At 65.9% G+C, this 18832-nt stretch carries 20 protein-coding genes and 1 pseudogene; 10 read left to right on the forward strand and 11 right to left on the reverse strand.

Features of this window, described 5'->3' with window-relative positions; genetic code table 11:
• Positions 1 to 195 precede the first annotated feature (195 nt).
• The 5 genes from FJ423_RS30630 to rph all read right to left on the reverse strand — a co-directional run bounded on the left by FJ423_RS30630 (position 196) and on the right by rph (position 3693).
• Positions 196 to 516, reverse strand: coding sequence for a low molecular weight protein tyrosine phosphatase family protein (locus FJ423_RS30630; protein ID WP_140847066.1), 321 nt, complete (start codon positions 514 to 516; stop codon positions 196 to 198).
• 4 nt (positions 517 to 520) lie between these two features.
• On the reverse strand, positions 521 to 1693 hold the full coding sequence (gene hemW / locus FJ423_RS30635) for a radical SAM family heme chaperone HemW (RefSeq protein ID WP_181174957.1): 1173 nt from the start codon (positions 1691 to 1693) through the stop codon (positions 521 to 523).
• A complete protein-coding gene (gene rdgB / locus FJ423_RS30640) occupies positions 1690 to 2382 on the reverse strand; it encodes an RdgB/HAM1 family non-canonical purine NTP pyrophosphatase (protein ID WP_140847068.1) in 693 nt (230 codons plus the stop codon). The genes hemW and rdgB overlap by 4 nt, the downstream gene beginning before the upstream one ends.
• On the reverse strand, positions 2382 to 2792 hold the full coding sequence (locus tag FJ423_RS30645) for a VOC family protein (RefSeq protein WP_140847070.1): 411 nt from the start codon (positions 2790 to 2792) through the stop codon (positions 2382 to 2384). The genes rdgB and FJ423_RS30645 overlap by 1 nt, the downstream gene beginning before the upstream one ends.
• Before the next feature lie 184 nt (positions 2793 to 2976).
• The gene (gene rph / locus FJ423_RS30655) at positions 2977 to 3693 is read right to left on the reverse strand and encodes a ribonuclease PH (protein WP_027169620.1); all 717 of its coding nucleotides are present in this window, start codon (positions 3691 to 3693) and stop codon (positions 2977 to 2979) included.
• A gap of 198 nt (positions 3694 to 3891) precedes the next feature.
• Here rph and hrcA point away from each other — a divergent pair, with 198 nt between their 5' ends.
• The 6 genes from hrcA to FJ423_RS30685 all read left to right on the forward strand — a co-directional run bounded on the left by hrcA (position 3892) and on the right by FJ423_RS30685 (position 9554).
• A complete protein-coding gene (gene hrcA, locus FJ423_RS30660) occupies positions 3892 to 4974 on the forward strand; it encodes a heat-inducible transcriptional repressor HrcA (RefSeq protein ID WP_095767927.1) in 1083 nt (360 codons plus the stop codon).
• 71 nt (positions 4975 to 5045) lie between these two features.
• Positions 5046 to 5243 carry a hypothetical protein gene (locus FJ423_RS30665; RefSeq protein ID WP_095767926.1) on the forward strand — a complete coding sequence of 66 codons (198 nt, stop codon included), beginning with the start codon at positions 5046 to 5048 and terminating at the stop codon, positions 5241 to 5243.
• Positions 5244 to 5362: 119 nt separating this feature from the next.
• Positions 5363 to 6703 carry a sorbosone dehydrogenase family protein gene (locus FJ423_RS30670; protein ID WP_140847073.1) on the forward strand — a complete coding sequence of 447 codons (1341 nt, stop codon included), beginning with the start codon at positions 5363 to 5365 and terminating at the stop codon, positions 6701 to 6703.
• 331 nt (positions 6704 to 7034) lie between these two features.
• The gene (locus FJ423_RS30675) at positions 7035 to 7652 is read left to right on the forward strand and encodes a LysE family translocator (RefSeq protein WP_140645935.1); all 618 of its coding nucleotides are present in this window, start codon (positions 7035 to 7037) and stop codon (positions 7650 to 7652) included.
• A 188-nt stretch (positions 7653 to 7840) separates the two neighbouring features.
• The gene (gene cysK, locus FJ423_RS30680; protein ID WP_140847075.1) at positions 7841 to 8821 is read left to right on the forward strand and encodes a cysteine synthase A; all 981 of its coding nucleotides are present in this window, start codon (positions 7841 to 7843) and stop codon (positions 8819 to 8821) included.
• A gap of 109 nt (positions 8822 to 8930) precedes the next feature.
• Positions 8931 to 9554: a glutathione S-transferase family protein gene (locus FJ423_RS30685; protein WP_140847077.1), complete on the forward strand. Its 624-nt coding sequence runs from the start codon at positions 8931 to 8933 to the stop codon at positions 9552 to 9554.
• A 295-nt stretch (positions 9555 to 9849) separates the two neighbouring features.
• Here FJ423_RS30685 and FJ423_RS30690 read toward each other — a convergent pair whose 3' ends face one another.
• Together FJ423_RS30690 and FJ423_RS30695 are read right to left on the reverse strand one after the other, a co-directional pair.
• A complete protein-coding gene (locus FJ423_RS30690; protein WP_140847079.1) occupies positions 9850 to 11097 on the reverse strand; it encodes an RNA polymerase sigma factor in 1248 nt (415 codons plus the stop codon).
• Between the two features lie 7 nt (positions 11098 to 11104).
• Positions 11105 to 11476, reverse strand: coding sequence for a YciI family protein (locus FJ423_RS30695; RefSeq protein ID WP_140847080.1), 372 nt, complete (start codon positions 11474 to 11476; stop codon positions 11105 to 11107).
• A 260-nt stretch (positions 11477 to 11736) separates the two neighbouring features.
• Here FJ423_RS30695 and FJ423_RS30700 point away from each other — a divergent pair, with 260 nt between their 5' ends.
• The 3 genes from FJ423_RS30700 to FJ423_RS30715 all read left to right on the forward strand — a co-directional run bounded on the left by FJ423_RS30700 (position 11737) and on the right by FJ423_RS30715 (position 15423).
• Positions 11737 to 12696 carry a TAXI family TRAP transporter solute-binding subunit gene (locus FJ423_RS30700; RefSeq protein WP_140847082.1) on the forward strand — a complete coding sequence of 320 codons (960 nt, stop codon included), beginning with the start codon at positions 11737 to 11739 and terminating at the stop codon, positions 12694 to 12696.
• Between the two features lie 226 nt (positions 12697 to 12922).
• Positions 12923 to 15049 carry a TRAP transporter permease gene (locus FJ423_RS30710; protein WP_140847087.1) on the forward strand — a complete coding sequence of 709 codons (2127 nt, stop codon included), beginning with the start codon at positions 12923 to 12925 and terminating at the stop codon, positions 15047 to 15049.
• Positions 15046 to 15423, forward strand: coding sequence for a DUF1850 domain-containing protein (locus tag FJ423_RS30715; RefSeq protein ID WP_140847090.1), 378 nt, complete (start codon positions 15046 to 15048; stop codon positions 15421 to 15423). The genes FJ423_RS30710 and FJ423_RS30715 overlap by 4 nt, the downstream gene beginning before the upstream one ends.
• A gap of 44 nt (positions 15424 to 15467) precedes the next feature.
• On the opposite strand, the pseudogene FJ423_RS30720 reads toward FJ423_RS30715, so the two are convergent.
• From FJ423_RS30720 to FJ423_RS30730, 4 genes and pseudogenes are all read right to left on the reverse strand, one after another.
• Positions 15468 to 17060 (reverse strand): annotated as a pseudogene (locus FJ423_RS30720) (DUF4166 domain-containing protein); the annotation flags it as partial.
• A 30-nt stretch (positions 17061 to 17090) separates the two neighbouring features.
• Positions 17091 to 17537, reverse strand: coding sequence for a thiol-disulfide oxidoreductase DCC family protein (locus FJ423_RS30725; protein WP_140847092.1), 447 nt, complete (start codon positions 17535 to 17537; stop codon positions 17091 to 17093).
• A gap of 85 nt (positions 17538 to 17622) precedes the next feature.
• A complete protein-coding gene (locus tag FJ423_RS34690) occupies positions 17623 to 17748 on the reverse strand; it encodes a hypothetical protein (protein WP_263481806.1) in 126 nt (41 codons plus the stop codon).
• Between the two features lie 2 nt (positions 17749 to 17750).
• Entirely contained in the window at positions 17751 to 17897 is a 147-nt protein-coding gene (locus tag FJ423_RS30730; protein ID WP_095770181.1) for a hypothetical protein, read from the reverse strand.
• A gap of 397 nt (positions 17898 to 18294) precedes the next feature.
• On the opposite strand from FJ423_RS30730, the gene FJ423_RS30735 reads away from it, so the two are divergent.
• A complete protein-coding gene (locus FJ423_RS30735) occupies positions 18295 to 18801 on the forward strand; it encodes a ferritin-like domain-containing protein (RefSeq protein WP_095770182.1) in 507 nt (168 codons plus the stop codon).
• The last annotated feature ends 31 nt before the right edge of the window (positions 18802 to 18832 follow it).

An 18832-nucleotide genomic window follows, 5' to 3' on the forward strand; every position in this document is an offset into this window, starting at 1 on the left:
CAAGGAAGCTCCTGGTCGTCCTCAACGCTATCATTCGCGACAAAACCGCATTCGCGTGAACACAGTTGCCATGCCGTCACAGCGAAGCTCCGCCCGCGGTGCAGAATTCTGCACCGCCGCGCCTTTTGCACAGGTCACGGCATGGATTCTCGGGTCATGCCCGAGAATGACGAACGCGAGAGGCATTCGCCTCTTTCAAAGGTATCTGCCGACCCTCGCCTCCAACAGCCGCACCAGCTCCGGGTCCATGAAGTCGTAGTCGTCCGGGATGCCCAGGCAGATGACCCTGGCGCCCTTCAGGCTCGACCGGAACTTCTTCTGCAGCTTGGCGCGGTGCGCCTTTTCCATGACGAAAATGATGTCGGCCCAGGCGACCAGCTCATGCGTCAGCGGATTGTCGGCATCGTGATTGGTGCCTGCCGATTCGACCTCGATGTCTCGGCGCTTGGAAAACACCTGCTCGGCGGTTGGGCTGCGCAGCCGGTTCTGGCTGCAGACGAAGAGGACGTTCTTCAAAGGGTTACCTGGCCAAATCCGCCACCACCGCATCCAGCACGATCATCCCCGCCGTCGTGGCGCGGAGCCTTGCGTTGCCGACAGGCGCCACCAGGCCTTCTTCCTGCAGCACCGAGAGCCGCGCGCTTGAAAGGCCGCGACCCGAGAGCGCCTCGTAGCGCTGCAGGTCGATGCCTTCGGCCAGCCGCAGTCCCATCAGCAGGAACTCGTCCGCCTCTTCGGAACGCGTCAGGATCTCGCCGCCGGTAACGCCGTGGCCTTTGGCCTCGACCAGATTGGCCCAGGTCTCCGGCATTCTTTCCGCGATGGTCACCGTGCGGCGGCCGTTCTCGACGAAGCGACCATGGGCGCCCGGACCGACGCCGACATATTCGCCGTAGCGCCAATAGGTCAGATTGTGCCGGCTTTCCGCGCCCGGCCGCGCGTGGTTGGAAATCTCATAAGCGGGCAGGCCATGCGCCGCCGTTGCCTCCTGCGTCAGCGCGTAGAGGTCGGCGGCATGATCATTGTCGGGCAGCGTGAATTTGCGTGCCGCGTAAAGCGCGTGGAAGGGCGTGCCCTCCTCGATGGTCAACTGATAGAGCGACAGGTGGTCGACGGCATAGCCGATCGCCTGCTCCAGCTCCGCCCCCCACGCCTCCGGCGTCTGGCCGGGTCGCGCATAGATCAGGTCGAAGGAGAGGCGGGGGAAAATGTCGCGCGCGAGGCCAATGGCGTGCAGCGCCTCCTCGACATTGTGCAGCCGGCCGAGGAAGCGCAGATCCTTGTCGTTGAGCGCCTGCACGCCGAGCGAGACGCGGTTGACGCCGGCGGCGCGGTAGCCGCGGAAACGCTCGGCTTCGACCGAGGACGGGTTGGCTTCCAGCGTCACCTCGATGCCGGCCGGCACCGTCCAGTTCCTTGCCACGGCCTCCAGGACGGCGGCCACCGTTTCCGGCTTCATCAGCGACGGCGTGCCGCCGCCGAGAAAGATGCTGGTCACCTCGCGTGGCCCGGTGCGGGCCCGCATGGTTGCGAGCTCCGTCTCGAAGGCGCGGGCAAAACGCTCCTGGTCGACCGGCTGGTGGCGGACATGGCTGTTGAAGTCGCAGTAAGGGCACTTGGCTGCGCAGAACGGCCAGTGGATATAAACGCCGAAGCCGGGGCTGCGGTCGAGCGGTAGGGGCACTGCGCTCATGCGGGTCCTGATCGCGCCAAATCCAATCTGGCCAAATTCAATCGCACTTCGGCGAATTTCTGAAAGGCGCGGGCGCGGTGCGAAAGCGCCGTCGCCTGGCCGGGCCTCCAGCCATGCTTTTCTTGCGCGCTCATCTCGCCAAAAGTCTTGTCGAAACCGTTGGGCAGGAACACCGGATCGTAGCCGAAGCCGAGCGTGCCGCGCGGCGGCCACACCAGCGTGCCTTCGGCCTCGCCGCGATAATATTCGGCCTCGCCGTCGGGAAATGCCAGGCAGATTACGGCGACGAAGCGGCCGGTGCGCTGCGCGGGCTCCGTAGCGCCAACCTCCTGCAGCGCCACCTCGGTGCGCTGCATGGCCATGCCGAAATCCCTGCTGCCGTCCGGCGTCTCGGCCCAGTTGGCGGTATAGACACCGGGCGCGCCGTCGAGCGCGTCGACGCAGAGCCCGGAATCGTCCGACAGCGCCGGCAGGCCGGTCGCCTTGGCGGCGGCATACGCCTTGATATAGGCGTTCTCCTCGAAGGTGGTGCCGGTCTCGTCCGGTTCGGGCAGGCCGTATTCCTTGGCCGATTTCGCCTCGAATCCGAACGGCGCCATCAGGTCGGCGAATTCGCGCAGCTTGCCTTCATTGTGGCTGGCGACGACGATCTTTTTTTCCCCAAGGGAATGAAAAGGTTGCGAGTGCATCAGAAACCCCAGATCCTTGGCTCGGCGAACTCGATCGAATTGCCGGACGGGTCGCGGATATAGATCGAGTGCCCGCCCTGCGGCCATTCGAAATCGCTTTCGATGGCGATGTTGTTGGCGGCGAGATGCCTGCGCCATGCGGCGATTTCATCGGCGGTTGCCGCAAAGCAGAGGTGCCCTTCGCCGGCCGTGCCATGCGGCGGCACCTTCAGCCGAGCGTCCGGCGCCGGCGGGATTTTCGTTGCCTCGGCGTTGAAGAGAAGCAATACGCCGTCGCCGCAGCGGAAGAAAACGTGGCGCCCTTCGACCTTGCCCAAGGCTTCGAGGCCGATGACGTTGCGGTAGAAGGCTTCGGCGGCGTGTAGGTCTGTGACGTAGAGGGCGGATTCGAGGATTGCGGAGGGTATCACGAGGCCCCCCTCTCTGCCCTGCCGGGCATCTCCCCCTCAAAGGGGAAGATTGGCAGCTTCGGCGAAGGCGCCATTCTTGCAACGCTGGCGATTGGCGAAAGCCGTCGTGACACCCAATCTCCCCCCTTGAGGGGGAGATGGCCGGCAGGCCAGAGAGGGGGGCCTAGGCTCGGCATTCGGAAACCTACGCCACCGCCATCTGCTGCAGGCTCACCAGCCGCGAAATGCCCTTCTTCGCCAAGCCCATCAGCGCCGCGAACTGCTCCTCGGAGAAAGGCTCGCCCTCGGCCGTGCCCTGGATCTCGACGATGCCGCCCTTGCCGGTCATGACGAAATTGGCGTCGGTGCCGGCCGAGGAATCCTCCAGGTAATCAAGATCGATGACCGGCTGGCCGTCATGGATGCCGCAGGAAATTGCCGCGACATGGTCCTTCAGCACCTTGGCGACGCTCACCATCTGGCGCGCTTCCATCCAGCGCAGGCAATCGTAGAGCGCCACCCAGCCGCCGGTGATCGAGGCCGTGCGGGTGCCGCCATCGGCCTGGATGACGTCGCAGTCGACGGTGATCTGCTGCTCGCCCAGCGCCTGCAGGTCGACCACGGCACGCAGCGAGCGGCCGATCAGCCGCTGGATCTCCAGCGTGCGGCCGCCCTGCTTGCCGGCGGAGGCTTCGCGCCGCATGCGCTCGCCGGTCGAGCGCGGCAGCATGCCGTATTCGGCCGTCACCCAGCCCTTGCCGGAATTGCGCATCCAGGCCGGCACCTTTTCCTCCAGGCTGGCCGTGCACAGGACATGCGTGTCGCCGAACTTCACCAGGCACGAGCCTTCGGCGTGCTTGGAGACGCCGCGCTCGAAGGAGATGGCGCGCATTTCGTCGGCTTGGCGTTTGGAGGGGCGCATTCGGCCTTCTTTCTTGTCGTTTCCGGAATCGTGGCCGGCTTGTAGACGCATGCGGGGCAAGTCGCAAAGGAAAAGGACGCCGCGCAGGAAAACGGGCCGCGCGACTGCAAACGCGGCACCGTGTGACCGCGAGCGCGGCACCGGGTTGCGCCGCCGTAGCTTAAGTCTATATCTTTCGGAAGGAGGTTTCTCGCCGGAATGAACAAACCAGTCGATCCGACGTCGCAGTCGCCGGTACTTCAGTCACTCGACATGCGCTCGCGCGATATCTTCCGGCGGATTGTCGATTCCTATCTGCGCGACGGCGAGCCGGTTGGCTCGCGCAGCCTGTCGCGCATCCTGCCCTCCTCGCTGTCGCCCGCCACCATCCGCAACGTGATGAGCGACCTCGAGCATCTGGGGCTGATCTACGCGCCGCATGTTTCCGCCGGGCGGCTGCCGACCCAGACCGGCCTGCGCTTTTTCGTCGACGCCTTCATGGAGCTGGGCGACCTTTCCGACGACGAGCGCCGCACCATCGAGGCGCAGGTGCGCGCCTCCGGCTCGGGCGCGACGCTGGAGCATATGCTGACCGAGGCCAGCCAGATGCTGTCGGGCATGTCGCGCGGCGCCGGCCTCGTGCTCGCCTCCAAGCACGAGGTGGCGCTGAAGCACATCGAATTCATCCAGCTCGAGCCCGCAAAGGCGCTCGCCGTGCTGGTGTCGCAGAACGGTGATGTCGAGAACCGCGTCGTCGACCTGCCGGCCGGCACCACCGTGTCGCAGCTGCACGAAGCGTCCAATTTCCTCAATGCGCATATCCGTGGCCGGACGCTGGCCGAGGCGCGGGCGGAAATCGCCCGCATCAAGGACGAGACCAGGGCGGCCCTCGACACGCTGTCGCAGGATCTGGTCGAGAAAGGCCTCGCGGTCTGGGCCGGCGCCGAAAGCGGCCTGCCGGCGCGCCTTATCGTGCGCGGCCGCGCCAATCTCCTGGAAAACGTCACCGCCCAAGCGGACATCGAATTGCTTCGCCATCTGTTCGAGGATTTGGAAACCCAGGACGGACTGCTGCAGCTGCTCGATCTCGCCGAAGAGGGGCCGGGCGTGCGCATCTTCATCGGCTCGGAGAACAAGCTGTTTTCGCTGTCCGGCTCCTCGCTGGTCGTCGCCCCCTATCGCGACAAGGACGCCCGCGTCGTCGGCGCGCTTGGCGTCATCGGGCCGACCCGCCTGAACTACGCCCGCATCGTGCCGATGGTCGATTACACTGCACAACTGATTTCCCGCATGCTTCGTTAGGTGTATCGATATTCAGGTGAGGCCGGCCTGACCTGAACCTCGACACAGCTGAGGGTGCAAAGGAGAAGAACATGGCGCTGGAATCGCTCAAGGCCCAGATCAGCCTGCTGCTCGAGGAAATGGTGAACCAGCCCGAGGACGAGCACGAGATCCAGGAGCAGCTGCGCGAGAAATTGAGGGAGATGCGCGCCATGGGCCTGCCCCTGCCGGCTGATCTCGTCGAGTTGGAAAAGCGCCTCGACGACGACCTGGATGCCGAAGAGGCCTGAGGCCGGCAAGTCACGTGCGCGAGCTTCTCTTTTCGATCGTTAGCCCAATATGTTCTGTCTCCGGGGCCTTATCGACTGAGGCACCCGAGGGCAGGACATAGGCAGAGACGGAGGACAGCATGATGCGGATCGCCGGCCTTGCGGGCCTCGCGCTGGTTTTTGCCACGGCTGCCTTTGCGCAGCAGGCCGGTCAGCCCTTGCTCAGCGGCGAAAAAGCTTTCGGCGACTGGAAAGCCGACCGTCCGGGCGTGCGCCGGCTGCTGAAACCTGAGGATTTGCCGAAACCCGACATGACGGAGTCCGCTTCGAACGGCGGCGGCGTCACCGAGCGCCCCGAGGATGCGAAGCCAAAGCTTCCGCCTGGCTTTTCCGCCGAACTGATCGCATCCGGCATCGACAGTCCTCGCGTCGTGCGGGTGGCGCCGAACGGCGACCTCTTCGTTGCCGACAGCCGGGCGAACCAGGTGCGCGTCTATCGCCTGGCGGAAGGCAGCGCCAAGCCTGCACAGGAGTCGATCTTCGCCAAGGGCCTGACCCGGCCCTACGGCATCGCCTTCTACCCGCCGGGCGACAAGCCGCAATGGGTCTATGTCGCCAACAGCAACAGCGTCGTCCGCTTCCCCTATCGCGAGGGTGACCTCGAAGCGTCGGGCAAGCCGGAAACCATCGTCGCCAAAGTCCCCGCCAGCCACCACTGGACGCGCGACATCGCCTTCTCGCCCGACGGCAAGACGCTCTATCTGTCGGTCGGCTCCGGCTCCAACATCGCCGAGGACATGGGCGCGAAGCCGAAGGGCGGTGTCGAGGCGTGGACGAAATCGCAGCCGCTGGGCGAGGCCTGGGGTCCGGAACAGGGCCGCGCCGATGTGCTGGCCTTCGACCCCGACGGCAACAACCGCAGAACCGTCGCCACCGGCCTGCGCAACTGTTCCGGCATGACCATGCAGCCGGCGACGGGCGCGCTCTGGTGCGTCGTCAACGAGCGCGACGAGCTTGGCGACAACACCCCCTTCGAATATGCCACCGCGGTGAAGGAAGGCGCCTTCTATGGCTGGCCCTGGTATTATATCGGCGACAATGAGGACCCGCGCCACGAGGGCGCCCGCCCCGATCTCGCCGGCAAGGTCACGGTTCCGGACGTGCTGATACAGGCGCATTCGGCGCCGCTCAACATCGCCTTCTATGATGGCGCCAACTTCCCGGCCGATTTTAAGGGCGACGCCTTCGTCACGCTGCACGGCTCGTGGAACCGCAATGTCCGCACCGGCTACAAGGTGGTGCGGCTGAGGTTCAAGGACGGCAAGCCGACCGGCGAATACGAGGACTTCGCCACCGGCTTCGTCATATCCGACGACGCGGTCTGGGGCCGGCCGGTCGGCGTCGCCGTGGCCAGCGACGGCGCGCTGATCCTGACCGAGGACGGCAACGGGACGATCTGGCGTATTACGTATGGTGGGTAGCTCCCCCAACCTCGTCATTCCAGGGCGGAGCAGCCGCGAAGCGGCGTCGCGGAGACCCTGGAATCCATTCCGTGACCCTGATCAAAGAGTGCAGCGGCGCAGAATTCTGCACAGTTGTGGCGCTCGGAGGTCACGGAATGGATCCTCGGGTCTGCGCGCGTCGCTTCGCTCCTTGCTCCGCCCGTGGATGACGAGGTTGGGACGCTCCAGCCAATCTCCAAGGCGCCCGCCGGGCGACCGGCCAAATGCCCGTGCCAGTCGCGCTGGCGTAACGAATTCCAGTGCGAGGGAATTGATAAAAACCCAGCCCCACATACGCTAGGCCAGAACCATGACACTCACCGGATTCCTTGCCTACAGCGCCGCGCTCGGCGTCGCCGCCGCCATTCCAGGCCCCGGCGTCACGGCGCTTGTCGCCCGCGCGCTCGGCTCCGGCTTCCGGTCCTCGCTCGCCATGTCGTTCGGCCTGATGCTCGGCGACCTCACCTATCTCACCGCCGTCGTGCTCGGGCTCGCCTTCGTCGCGCAGACCTTCGGCATGGTCTTCCTCGCCATCAAATGGGCCGGCGTCGCCTATCTCGCCTTCCTCGCCTGGCGCTTCTGGACCAGCGGCATCACGCCCGAGACCGTCGAGGCGCGGAAGGCCAAAGGCGGGCTGGTGTCGAGCTTCATCGCCGGGCTGACGGTGACGCTCGGCAATCCCAAGACGATGATCTTCTATCTCGCCATCACGCCGACCATCGTCGACCTGAAGACGATCACGCTCGCCGACTACGCGATTCTTGCGATGCTCACCGTGGCGGTTCTGTTCGTGGTGCTGGTGCCTTATCTGGCGCTCGCAGCCAAGGCGCGCTGGTTCCTGAAATCGCCGCGCGCGCTGAAGGTGCTGAACCGCACCGCCGCCGGCTTCATGATGGGCGCGGCTGCCGCCATAGCGGCGCGTCAATAGGTTCCAATCTCAACCGATCCCGGATTCGGCCAAACTATTCCTGAAACCCGGCTTGGCGGAAAATGCATTTCCGGCCGCGGGCGCTTTTGAGCAACCGCCCCACTCGGATATTTTCCAGCCTCAGCCTATCTTGCGCGGCTGAAAGCCTTATTCTGTCTGCCTGTGCCATTGCCTTGGGAGCGAAACCAATGAACAAGCCCGTCACCTCCGCGCGCGTGCCCGGCCGCGGCCGCGTCTTCAACTCGATCACGGAGACGATTGGCGACACGCCGCTGGTCAGGCTGGACAAGTTCGCGAAGGAAAAGGGCATCGTCGCCAACCTTCTGGCCAAGCTCGAATTCTTCAACCCGATCGCCTCCGTCAAGGACCGCATCGGCGTCGCCATGATCGAGGCGCTGGAGGAGGCCGGCAAGATTTCGCCCGGCAAGACCACGCTGATCGAGCCGACTTCCGGCAACACCGGCATCGCGCTCGCCTTCGCCGCCGCCGCCAAGGGCTACAAGCTGATCCTCACCATGCCGGAGACGATGTCGGTCGAGCGCCGCAAGATGCTGGCGCTGCTCGGAGCCGAGCTGGTGCTGACCGAGGGCCCGAAAGGCATGAAGGGCGCCATCGCCAAGGCCGACGAGCTCGCCGCGACGCTGCCCAACGCCATCATCCCGCAGCAGTTCGAAAATCCGGCCAACCCCGAAATCCACCGCCGCACCACGGCCGAGGAAATCTGGAACGACACCAATGGCGAAGTCGACATCTTCGTCGCCGGCATCGGCACAGGCGGCACTATCACCGGCGTCGGCCAGGTGCTGAAGAAGCGCAAGCCTTCGCTGCACGTCGTGGCGGTCGAGCCGGAAGCCTCGCCGGTTCTGTCGGGAGGCCAGCCCGGCCCACACAAGATCCAGGGCATCGGCGCAGGCTTTGCGCCCAAAATCCTCGACACCTCGATCTATGACGAGGTCGTCAGGGTCTCGAACGAGGATTCGGTCGCCAATGCGCGTCTCGTCGCCCGGCTCGAAGGCGTTCCGGTCGGCATCTCGTCGGGCGCGGCACTCCAGGCGGCAATCGTCGTCGGCTCTCGGCCGGAGAACAAGGGCAAGACCCTCGTCGTCGTCATCCCCTCCTTCGCCGAGCGCTATCTCTCGACCATCCTGTTCGACGGGCTGGGGGCCTGAACGGACTGGACCGCTGAAAAGGCACCGGTGGCATTCGTCGGCGGCTTGAGGCAGGCGCCGCTTCCGGCTCATATCGCCGCCGGCCCAATCGGCCGATGGGAGGATTTTCATGTACAAGCTCTATACGCGCCCAAACAGCGGCGGCTTCGTCGTCGAGGCGGCGCTTGCCATGGCCGGCGCGCCCTTCGAGCAGATCGACGTGCCCAAGAAGGATCCGCCGGATCCGGCCTTCCTCGCCATCAGCCCTTTGAACCAGGTGCCCGTGCTGATGCTGCCGGACGGTCATTCGTTGACCGAATCGGCGGCAATCTGCATCCTGCTTGCCGAACGCCACCCTGAAGCGTGTCTCGCGCCGCAAGCGGGCTCGCCCGCCCGCGCCGATTTCCTGCGCTGGCTGACTTTCATGTCGTCGGTGCTCTACCCGGCGGTGCTGCGGCTCTATTATGCCCATCGCTACACCGCCGATGGCGACGGCCTGCAGCCGGTTAAGCAGGCGGCGGTCGCCGAGATGGATCGCGGCTTTGCCATTCTCGATCAGGCTTTGGCCGGCCGCGACTGGCTGGCCGGCAAGACGCTGTCGCTGGCGGACATCTACCTCGTCATGCTGGTGGCCTGGCATCCCGAGGTCCAGAAGGCGCGCGGCGCCTGGCCGAACATCGAACGCCTGTGGGCGAGGCTGCGCGAGAATGAGCTGATGCGCAAGCTGAACGCATCGCACGACATGTGGGCCTAGGGCAATTCCAGGCAAGTGCGCAGCGGTTGCGCTGGCAGATCGCACGCCTTGGAGATTGGCCGAAACGGTCCGGCATCGTCATCCACGGGCGAAGCAAGGAGCGAAGCGACGCGCGCAGACCCGAGGATCCATTCCGTGACTTCGACGCGCCGCAACGATGCAGAATTCTGCGCCGTTTGCATCCTTCGGCCAAGGTAACGGCATGGATTCTAGGGTCTGCGCGCGTCGCTTCGCTCCTTGCTCCGCCCTAGAATGACGAGGTCGGGAGGCTGCAGCCAATCTCCCTGGCATTGCCCTAATTCCTGACGAGCTTCGCCTTCTCGCCCTGCAGGAAACGCCGCAGCGCGGCGTCGCGCTCAAGGCCGATCGCCCGGTCGTAGGATTCTGCCGCCTGCTTGATATTGCCGAGTCTCGCCAACAACCCGGCGCGGGCGGCCCAATAGGGCTGGTAGTCCTGCAGCCGCTTGTCGTCGCCCAGCACGTAAAGCGCCGCTAGGCCGGCCGTAGCGCCCTCGGTTTCGGCGATCGCCACCGCCCGGTTGATCGCCACCACGGGCGAGCCGGCCACGGCCTGCAGCGCGTCATACAGCTGGCGGATCGCCGCCCAGTCGGTGCCGCTGCCGCGCCGGCGTGCCGTATGGGCGGACTGCACGGCGGCCTCCAGCTGGTAGCGGCCGATGATCCCCCTTTGCGCGGCGCGCACCAGCAAGGCTTCCGCCTCGTCGATCAGGCTGTCGTCCCAGAGCGCGATGTCCTGCTCGGCTAAAGGCACGAAATCCCCCTCCGGGCCGCGTCTCGCCGAGCGGCGCGCCTCGGCGAACAGCATCAGCGCCAGCAGGCCGAGCGCCTCGGGCTCGTCCGGCATCAGCGAGGCGACCAGCCGGCCGAGCCAAATCCCTTCGGCGGCGAGATTGCGCCGCCGGCTGTCGGTGCCGGTCGGATCCGACCAGCCTTCGGCGAAGGTGGCGTAGATCGCTTCCAGCACCGCGCCCAGCCGCTCGCCGAGCTCCGCCTGCTCCGGCACACGAAACGGAATCCCGGTCTCGCGGATGCGCGCTTTGGCCCGCACCAGCCGCTGGCCCATCGTTGCCGGCGAAACCAGGAAGGCCGAGGCGATCGTCGCGGCGTCGAAACCGAGGATCGTCTGCAGGATCAGCGGCGCGCGCACGCTGGCCTCGATCGCCGGATGGGCGCAGGCGAACATCAGCCGCAGTCGATCGTCGGGCAGATCTTCGCCCCGCACGCGCTCCTCCATCTCCTCGGCGATCAGCTTCAGATGATCGCGCGCCGCCTCGCCGGTCAGACGACGCCGCACGGCGTCCACGTCGCGCCGCCGCGCCACGGCGAGCAGCCAGGCTTCGGGCTGCGCCGGCACGCCGGTTCGCGGCCAGCGTTCGAGCGCGGCGGCGAAGGCATCGGCCAGCGCGTCCTCGGCGCCAGCGACGTCGCGCGTGCGCGCCGCGAGCCAGGCGACCAGCTTGCCGTAGCTGCGCCGGGCGGCCGCCTCGGCCGCCGCCCGCGCGATCTCCGAGCGATCATCCATCGCGGGGTCACTCCGCGGCGGCGACGTACTCTGCCATTTCCCAGATCGGCCGCAACTCGACCGTGCCGGTGCTGGACGCGGGGCAGCGCGCAGCCCATTCGATGGCCGTGTCGATGTCGGCTGCCTCGATCATGTAGAAACCTGCCAGCTGCTCCTTGGTGTCGGCATAGGGGCCGTCGAGCACGTTGGTCTTGCCGTCCGCCATCCGCACCGCGGTAGCCGCCTGCGTCGGGCGCAGCCGCTCGCCGGCGATGTACGCGCCGGATTTCTTCAGCGCCTCGGTATAGGCGCCATAGGCTGCGAGCACCTGCTGGGTCTGCTCCTTCGGAGCATTCGCCATCGCGGCTTCGTCATTGTAGATCAAAAGCATGTATCGCATGGTCTTCTCCCGTTTCTTGAGGGCCGCATCGTCGCGTGCCGGCCTATGTCGTGCGGCCTCGGCCGATTTCGACAGGCGCCGCGAGAATCTTTTTTTGCCGCGCCGCTGATGTGCCGGTCGATCGGCTCCTTTTGCCGCTACTCAACCATTGGTCTAACGCACGCAATTGCGGGTTGGCATTTGCCTTGCGCCGTCTAAACTCGTCGCGGGCTCGCCAGGAGGAGCGGATTGCGGGCCGGCATTTCAGGGAGGAAATCGCGATGTTCAATTTCAGGACCAAGCTTGTTGCCGCCGGCGCGCTGGCCTTGGCGCTCGGCCTTGGCGCCGTGTCGGCCGGGGCGCAGGAATTCATCAATGTGCTCACCGGCGGCACGTCTGGTGTCTACTATCCGCTCGGGGTCGCCCTGTCGGAGATTTACGGCAAGGGCATCGAAGGCGCCCGCACGCAGGTTCAGGCGACCAAAGCGTCGGTCGAGAACCTCAACCTGCTGCAGCAGGGCAAGGGCGAGATCGCCTTTGCGCTCGGCGATTCGGTCAAGATGGCTGCCGAAGGCAACACGGAGGCCGGCTTCCCGGGCAAGCTCGACAAGTTGCGCGGCATTGCCGCGATCTATCCCAATTACATCCAGATCGTCGCCAGCCAGGACTCCGGCATCAAGACGCTCGCCGACCTCAAGGGCAAGAGCCTGTCGGTCGGCGCGCCTGCCTCCGGCACCGAGCTCAACGCGCGCGCCATCTTCGCCGCCGCCGGTCTCAAATACGAGGATCTCGGACGGGTCGAATACCTGCCCTTCGCCGAGTCGGTCGAGCTGATCAAGAACCGCCAGCTCGACGCCACCTTGCAGTCGGCCGGCCTCGGCGTCGCTTCCATCCGCGATCTCGCCACCTCGATTCCCATCAACGTCGTCGCTGTGCCGGCCGAGGACGTCGCCAAGATCGGCGCGCCCTATCTTTCCGTGGTTATCCCGAAAGGCACCTATGAAGGCCAGACGCAGGATGTCGCGACCGCCGCGGTCGGCAATTTCCTGATTACCCGGGCCGACGTCTCCGACGAGACCGCCTACCAGATGACCAAGCTGCTGTTCGAGCATCTCGACCAGTTGGTAGCCGCCCATGCCGCCGCCAAGGCGATCGATCCGGCCAAGGCGCTGGACGGCATGCCCGTGGCGCTGCATCCCGGCGCGGAGAAATATTACAGGGAAAAAGGGCTGCTGAAGTAGAAAGAGTGGTGCGACTAGCTGAGATGTCTTCGCCAAGCACCCCCCTCTGGCCTGCCGGCCATCTCCCCCTCAAGGGGGGAGATCAGCAGCTTGGGCGCCGGCATTTCATCTACGCCGTTGGCGATTTGCGAAAGCCGCGACGACAGCCAATCTCCCCCCTTGCGGGGGAGATGCCCGGCAGGGCAGAGGGGGGTGCCTCGCATTCGTTCGTCTTGGAGCCCGTCGGATGAGCGAAGCCAAGCCCGCAACAACAAGCGACGGCAACCCGCCCACGTTCCATCTTCCCGTCGCCGAGGAACAAGTCGAAGGTCTGCCGCCCGGTTTTGGCGAAGGCCTCGCCGGCAAGGCGGCCTTCCTGATTGCGGTCGCTTTTTCGGTCTTCCAAATCTACATCGCCGCCTATGGCAGCCTGCCCAGCCAGGTGGTGCGGGCCATGCATGTCGGCTTCCTGCTGCTGCTCGGTTTCGGCCTGATCGCCAATCTGCGCGCCAGGAGCGCCGCGGCGAAGGTGGGCTTCTGGGTGCTTGGCGTGCTGGGATTCGCCACCGGCCTCTACAATTGGGTCTTCTATGCCGACCTCATCCGCCGCTCCGGCTTCCTCACCACGCCGGACCTGATCGTCGGCGCACTGCTGGTGGTGCTGGTCTTCGAGGCGGCGCGGCGGCTGATGGGCCTGCCGCTGGCGGTCATCGCCTTCATCTTCCTCGCCTATTGCTTCGTCGGCAATCATTTGCCGCCGCCCTTCATCCATCGCGGCTATGATTTCGCGCAGCTTGTCGACACCTTCGCCTATGGCACCGAAGGCATATACGGCACGCCGGTCTATGTTTCGGCGGCCTATATCTTCATCTTCGTCGTCTTTGCCGCCTTCCTCGAACGGGCCGGCATGATCGCGCTGTTCAACGATTTCGCGCTCGGTCTCGTCGGTTCGTGGCGCGGCGGCCCGGCCCAGGTCTGCGTGCTGTCCTCGGCGTTGATGGGCACCATCTCCGGTTCGGGCGTCGCCAATGTCGTCGCCAGCGGCCAGTTCACCATCCCGCTGATGAAGCGCTTCGGCTTCCGCTCCGCCTTCGCCGGCGCGGTCGAGGCGACCTCATCGATGGGCGGCCAGATCATGCCGCCGGTGATGGGAGCCGTCGCCTTCATCATGGCCGAGACGCTGAACATCCCATACGCCGAGGTGGTCAAGGCGGCGATCATCCCGGCGCTACTCTATTTCGGCGCCTGCTTCTGGCAGGTGCATCTGGAAGCCGGCAAGGCCGGCCTGCACGGCATGGCCAAGGCGGAGTTGCCCAATCCCTGGGAAGCGGTCAGGAAGCACTGGCCGCTCGTGCTGCCGCTCGCGGTGCTGGTCTATCTGCTGTTTGCCGGCTACACGCCGATCTTCGCCGGCACGATGGGCCTTGCGCTGACCATCGTGCTTATCCTCGGCACGCCGCTGGCGGCGTTGATCGGGCCGTTCGCCTTTCGCCTCGTTTTCTGGCTGGCGCTCGGTCTTGCGGCGGCATCCTTCATGCGCTTCGGCGTCAATGTGCTGAGCCTCGTCATCGCAGCGCTCGTCATTGCCTGCCTCGCCTTCAAGGGCGGGCGCGAGACGCTGCGCATTTGCGTCGATTCGCTTGCCGAAGGGGCGAAGAACGCCCTGCCCGTCGGCATCGCCTGCGCCATCGTCGGCATCGTCATCGGCACGCTGACGCTCACCGGCATCGCTTCCACCTTCATCGGTTGGATCATCTCCATCGGCGAGAACAATCTGTTCCTGTCGCTGGTGTTGACCATGCTCACCTGCCTGGTTCTCGGCATGGGCATTCCGACCATCCCGAATTACATCATCACCTCCTCGCTTGCCGGCCCGGCGCTGCTTTCGCTCGGCGTGCCGCTGGTGGTCAGCCACATGTTCGTCTTCTATTTCGGCATCATGGCCGACCTGACCCCGCCGGTGGCGCTCGCCGCCTTTGCCGCCGCACCCATGGCCAAGGAAAGCGGCCTCAAGATCGGCATCCAGGCGACCAAGCTCGCCATTGCCGGCTTCGTCGTGCCGTTCATGGCCGTCTACACGCCGGCGCTGATGCTGCAGGACGCCGGTCCCATCGCGGCGTCGTTCGGCTACCCCGTCGAGGTCGGCTATATCCTCATCAAAGCCTGCATGGGCATCGTGCTCTGGGGCGCCGCCGCCGTCGGCTTCCTCGCCCGCCGCATGGCCTGGTGGGAGCGTCTCGTCGCGTTCTGCGCCGGCCTGCTGCTGGTGGCCGCATTGCCGCTCACCGACGAGACCGGCTGGGCGCTGGGGTTTGTCTGGATCGGCTGGCACTGGTGGCGCGCCCGCCGGCTGTCCACGGCCGGGACCGCATGAGCCTGTGCATCCTCGCCGCAGGCAAGACGGTGACGCTTGCCGTCGCCGCCTTCACGCTTTCCTGGACGCATTCGGTGGAACGGACGCGCTGGCAGGAGGATTGGAAAGTGTTGCCGGCCGGGCTGCAGGCCGTTGAGGCGCGGGTCAAGGGCTCCGGCGCCGGCATGGAGCCGCCGGAGGGCTCTGTGCTGCGCAGCGGCTGGTGGGTCTATGCGCCACGGATCGGACCCCAGCCGCGCCTGGTGCTCGCGGCGTCCGGCGCCACCGGGAAGGGTTGGACGCTGTGCACGGCCGCCGGCTGCCGCGAATTGGGCGAGACGGCCGGCGAACCCACCGTGCTTGAACCGTGCGACGGCTCGAGCCAGCCGCGATAGCGCACGATCAGCCCGGCGACCGGGTGCGATATCTCGACATGGAAGCGGAAGCGGCCGTCCTCGACGGTTTCGTACGCGGTCGAGCGCGGACAAAGCCACATCGGCAGCGGCAGGCCGAGAAAGCTCCAGCGGCGCAGCACGAGCGACAGGCGGTTCTTGCCCGCCACCAACGCCATGGCGAAGGTGAGCGGGCCGAAGCGCTCGCAAAGCAGCCGCTCCGATCGGCGACGCCCGGCAAACTGCCAGCTCGAAAAACCGTACGTTGCGAAAGTCCGCGTCCAGGTCTCACCGTGCCCGTCGGCAGCGAAACGCACCTTGACGGGGACATCGGCCGCGCCAGGTGGGAAGCCGGCCATGCGGGCGGCAAGCCGGCTAAGAATGCCGCCGCCGCGTTCGATGCTGGCGCGTCCATTCGCCATTGCCGCTCCCTCATGCATGGCGCGGATTTCAGCCGGAAGGCTTTCCCACGCATCGCCGAGCAGATCGGGATAAAGCGCCTTCCCTTTGCCGGTGTCGTCCCTGAAGCCGGTGTAAATCGTCTTGCCGGCGAACGGCGTTTCATAGTCCTCCAGCTCGACGTCGCGCACGGCCGCCCGCGCGCCTGGTGGGGGCATGCGGCCGTCGAGCGCCTTGCGGACGATCGCCGCGACCGCCATGGACGGGATCAGCGGCCCGTCATCGCCCTCGGCCAACAGGTGCCAGGACCGCTTGTTTGGTCTGCCCTCTGCATCTGCGCCGTCGACCTCCACGAACATACCGCCGCGATGCTCGCCCCATGACAGCCGGTTGGTCGCCCAATGCATCAGCGGCGCCAGCGGCGACAGCGACCGCACCAGGCCAGCGCGGACCAGCCAAGCCAGGCCGATCAGCGCCCGGTGCAGCAGCTCGGGCACCGGGCCGGCGCCCATCCAGATCATCTTCGTTTCCGGCCACAACGCCTGCAGCGCGCGCAAATCCGGCACGTCGACCAGCGAGAACAGCGTGTTTCTCAACGGCACGCGCCCGGGCGGCGCGATCGTATAGCGCATCTGCTCGGTGAGCGGATAACCTTCGGCCGGTCTGCCGCCCCGCAGCATCTGCACCGGCCGGCCGGCATAGCTTGCAATGGCGCGGATGACGTTCTCGCCGACGCCGGCGAAGGGCGATGGCGCAATGCCGCCGCGGATGCCGTCGACACGCACCATGCCGGCCGAAAGGCGCCGCACGACCGCCGCCGTCAGCACAGGAAAGCTCGACACGCCGGAGAGCACCATCACGCCGGCCGCCTTAGCCGCCGCGTCGAAGGCTGATACCCCGGCGACGAAGTCCGAACCGTCGGCAAGGTCGAGATAGTGGATGCGCGCACCGATACAGGCTTGGACCAGCCGGTGGCGCCCCTCGCCATAGGCCTGGAACGGACCGCTGGCGTCGACCACGATGTCGGGCAGCATGCTGGCGAGTTGCGCGGCAAGGTCGCCGTCGCGGTCGAATGCCGTCGGCACAAGCCTGGCCTCGGTCGCGTCCCGTCCTCTGCAGTAAGCCTCGGCCCTGGCGAGCGACCGGCCGGCGATGATGAGCTCGAGGCGTGGCTCGTTCTCCAGCAATCGGACGATGCGTCCGCCGAAGGTGCCGTAGCCGCCGACGATGAGAAGCTTCATGCCTTGCCCCCAAGCCTGCCGTAACCGCCGTCAGCCGATCAATCGCTCCCGCAACTCGGCCGAGGGTATCTCGCAACTGTCTTTCCGGCCGAATAGCGCGTAGCGGTTCTTGGCGACGCGGTCATAGAGCCAGTCGCGCAGCGGCCGCGGCAGGATGAGCAGCGCCTTCGCGGAGCGCCATGGCCAGCCGAGCGCGTCCATGACGGCGACGAAACTGTCGAGCTTGGTGAAGGCCGCGCCGTCGATGATGGCGAGGTTGCTGTCGTAGTCGTCGGTCGGCAGGCCGTGCTCGCGAAACAGCGCCTCGCCGAGCGGCGACTGCGCGGTGGCGAAGCGGAAACGTCTTTTCCGGTCAAGCTTGAGGATGAGCTGAACGAAGCCCGAGCAGAACACGCAGACGCCGTCGAACACGATCAGCGGCTGGCGGGCGTCATAGGCCCGGTGCGGCAAGATGGGACGTTCGGGCAGGTCGGTCATGGCGGCCCCGGCTGCTTGTGACCCCCTTACGCTGTACCAAGGGGACACTAAGCTAGGGGAGACACTAAGGCAGCCGGCGGCGGCGTCAAAGTCGCGGCGTTGTCGCACGCCAGTTGCCGGCGAGCGTCAACCGCTCGGCGCGATAGGTGGTGGCGCGCTGGTCGGCGGCCGGCCGGCAGATGCGGCCATGGTGGGCTCGTTCGCGGGTCATGATCAGTTCACGCCGACGCCCAGCGAGTTGCCGCGGCGCGCGCAGGCCGGCCCTGGGCCGCGCATGTAGTAGCGCTCCGGCCGATAGGTCGGTGCGACGAATTCGCGAATGGCTGCTGCATAGCCGGCGATGTGATTCCAGAAGTTCATTTTACTGGTCCCTGTCCCGCTTTCGGATGTCCCGTCCGAATTGTTCGAGAGCATAGCGTCGAGGCGTGAATAGTCGGTGAACGTGATGTTAATTTCTGGTCCGAAACACGTTGCTTCGTGGCGGGATTGCGGCTGATTCGGGGTCTTTCGGCGCCTTTCGTCGCGATTCCGCTCCGTGTGACTTTTGCATCACATATGTTTCGTTCCGATGTCGCTTGCGCGCGCATCTGTTTCACGTCCGGCCGGTGACAGGGAATTTCCTTTCGTGCGCCTGGTCGGGCAGGAACCTGTCCCGGAACACGACGTTGACCCCTCAAGGCCGGGGGCGAACCGGCCGTGTTGGCGGCCCTCTGCCGCGCAACTTCCCGACAATGCGAAACATGGAAAGGCAACCGCCATGGGCTTCTTTTCGAAAGACATCAAGACGCTGGACGACCTCTTCATCCACACGCTGCGCGACATCTATTATGCCGAGAAGCAGATCGAGAAATCGCTGCCGAAGATGATCGACAAGGCGACCGATCCGCAATTGAAGGGCGGCTTCGAGAAGCATCTCGCGCAGACCAAGGGTCACATCGAGCGGGTCGAGCAGGTGTTCGAGCTGCACGGCGTCAAGGCCAAGACCGTCAATTGCCCGGCCATCGACGGCATCCTCGCGGAGGCTGACGAAGTCAGCGGCGATGTCGACGACAAGGAGGTCCTCGACGCTGCGCTGATCGCCTCCGCCCAGGCCGTCGAGCACTATGAGATAACGCGCTACGGCACGCTGATCGCCTGGGCCAAGCAGCTCGGCCGCAGCGACTGCGCCAACGTGCTGGCCAAGAACCTCAAGGAAGAAGAGGCGACGGACCGCAAGCTCACCGAGATCGCGGAAAGCAAGGTCAATCTGCAGGCCGCCGAATAGCAGGCTGCGTGGCCAGCCCTCCCGGAACCCA

The sequence above is a fragment of the Mesorhizobium sp. B2-8-9 genome, from assembly GCF_006439475.1.
GTDB lineage: Bacteria > Pseudomonadota > Alphaproteobacteria > Rhizobiales > Rhizobiaceae > Mesorhizobium.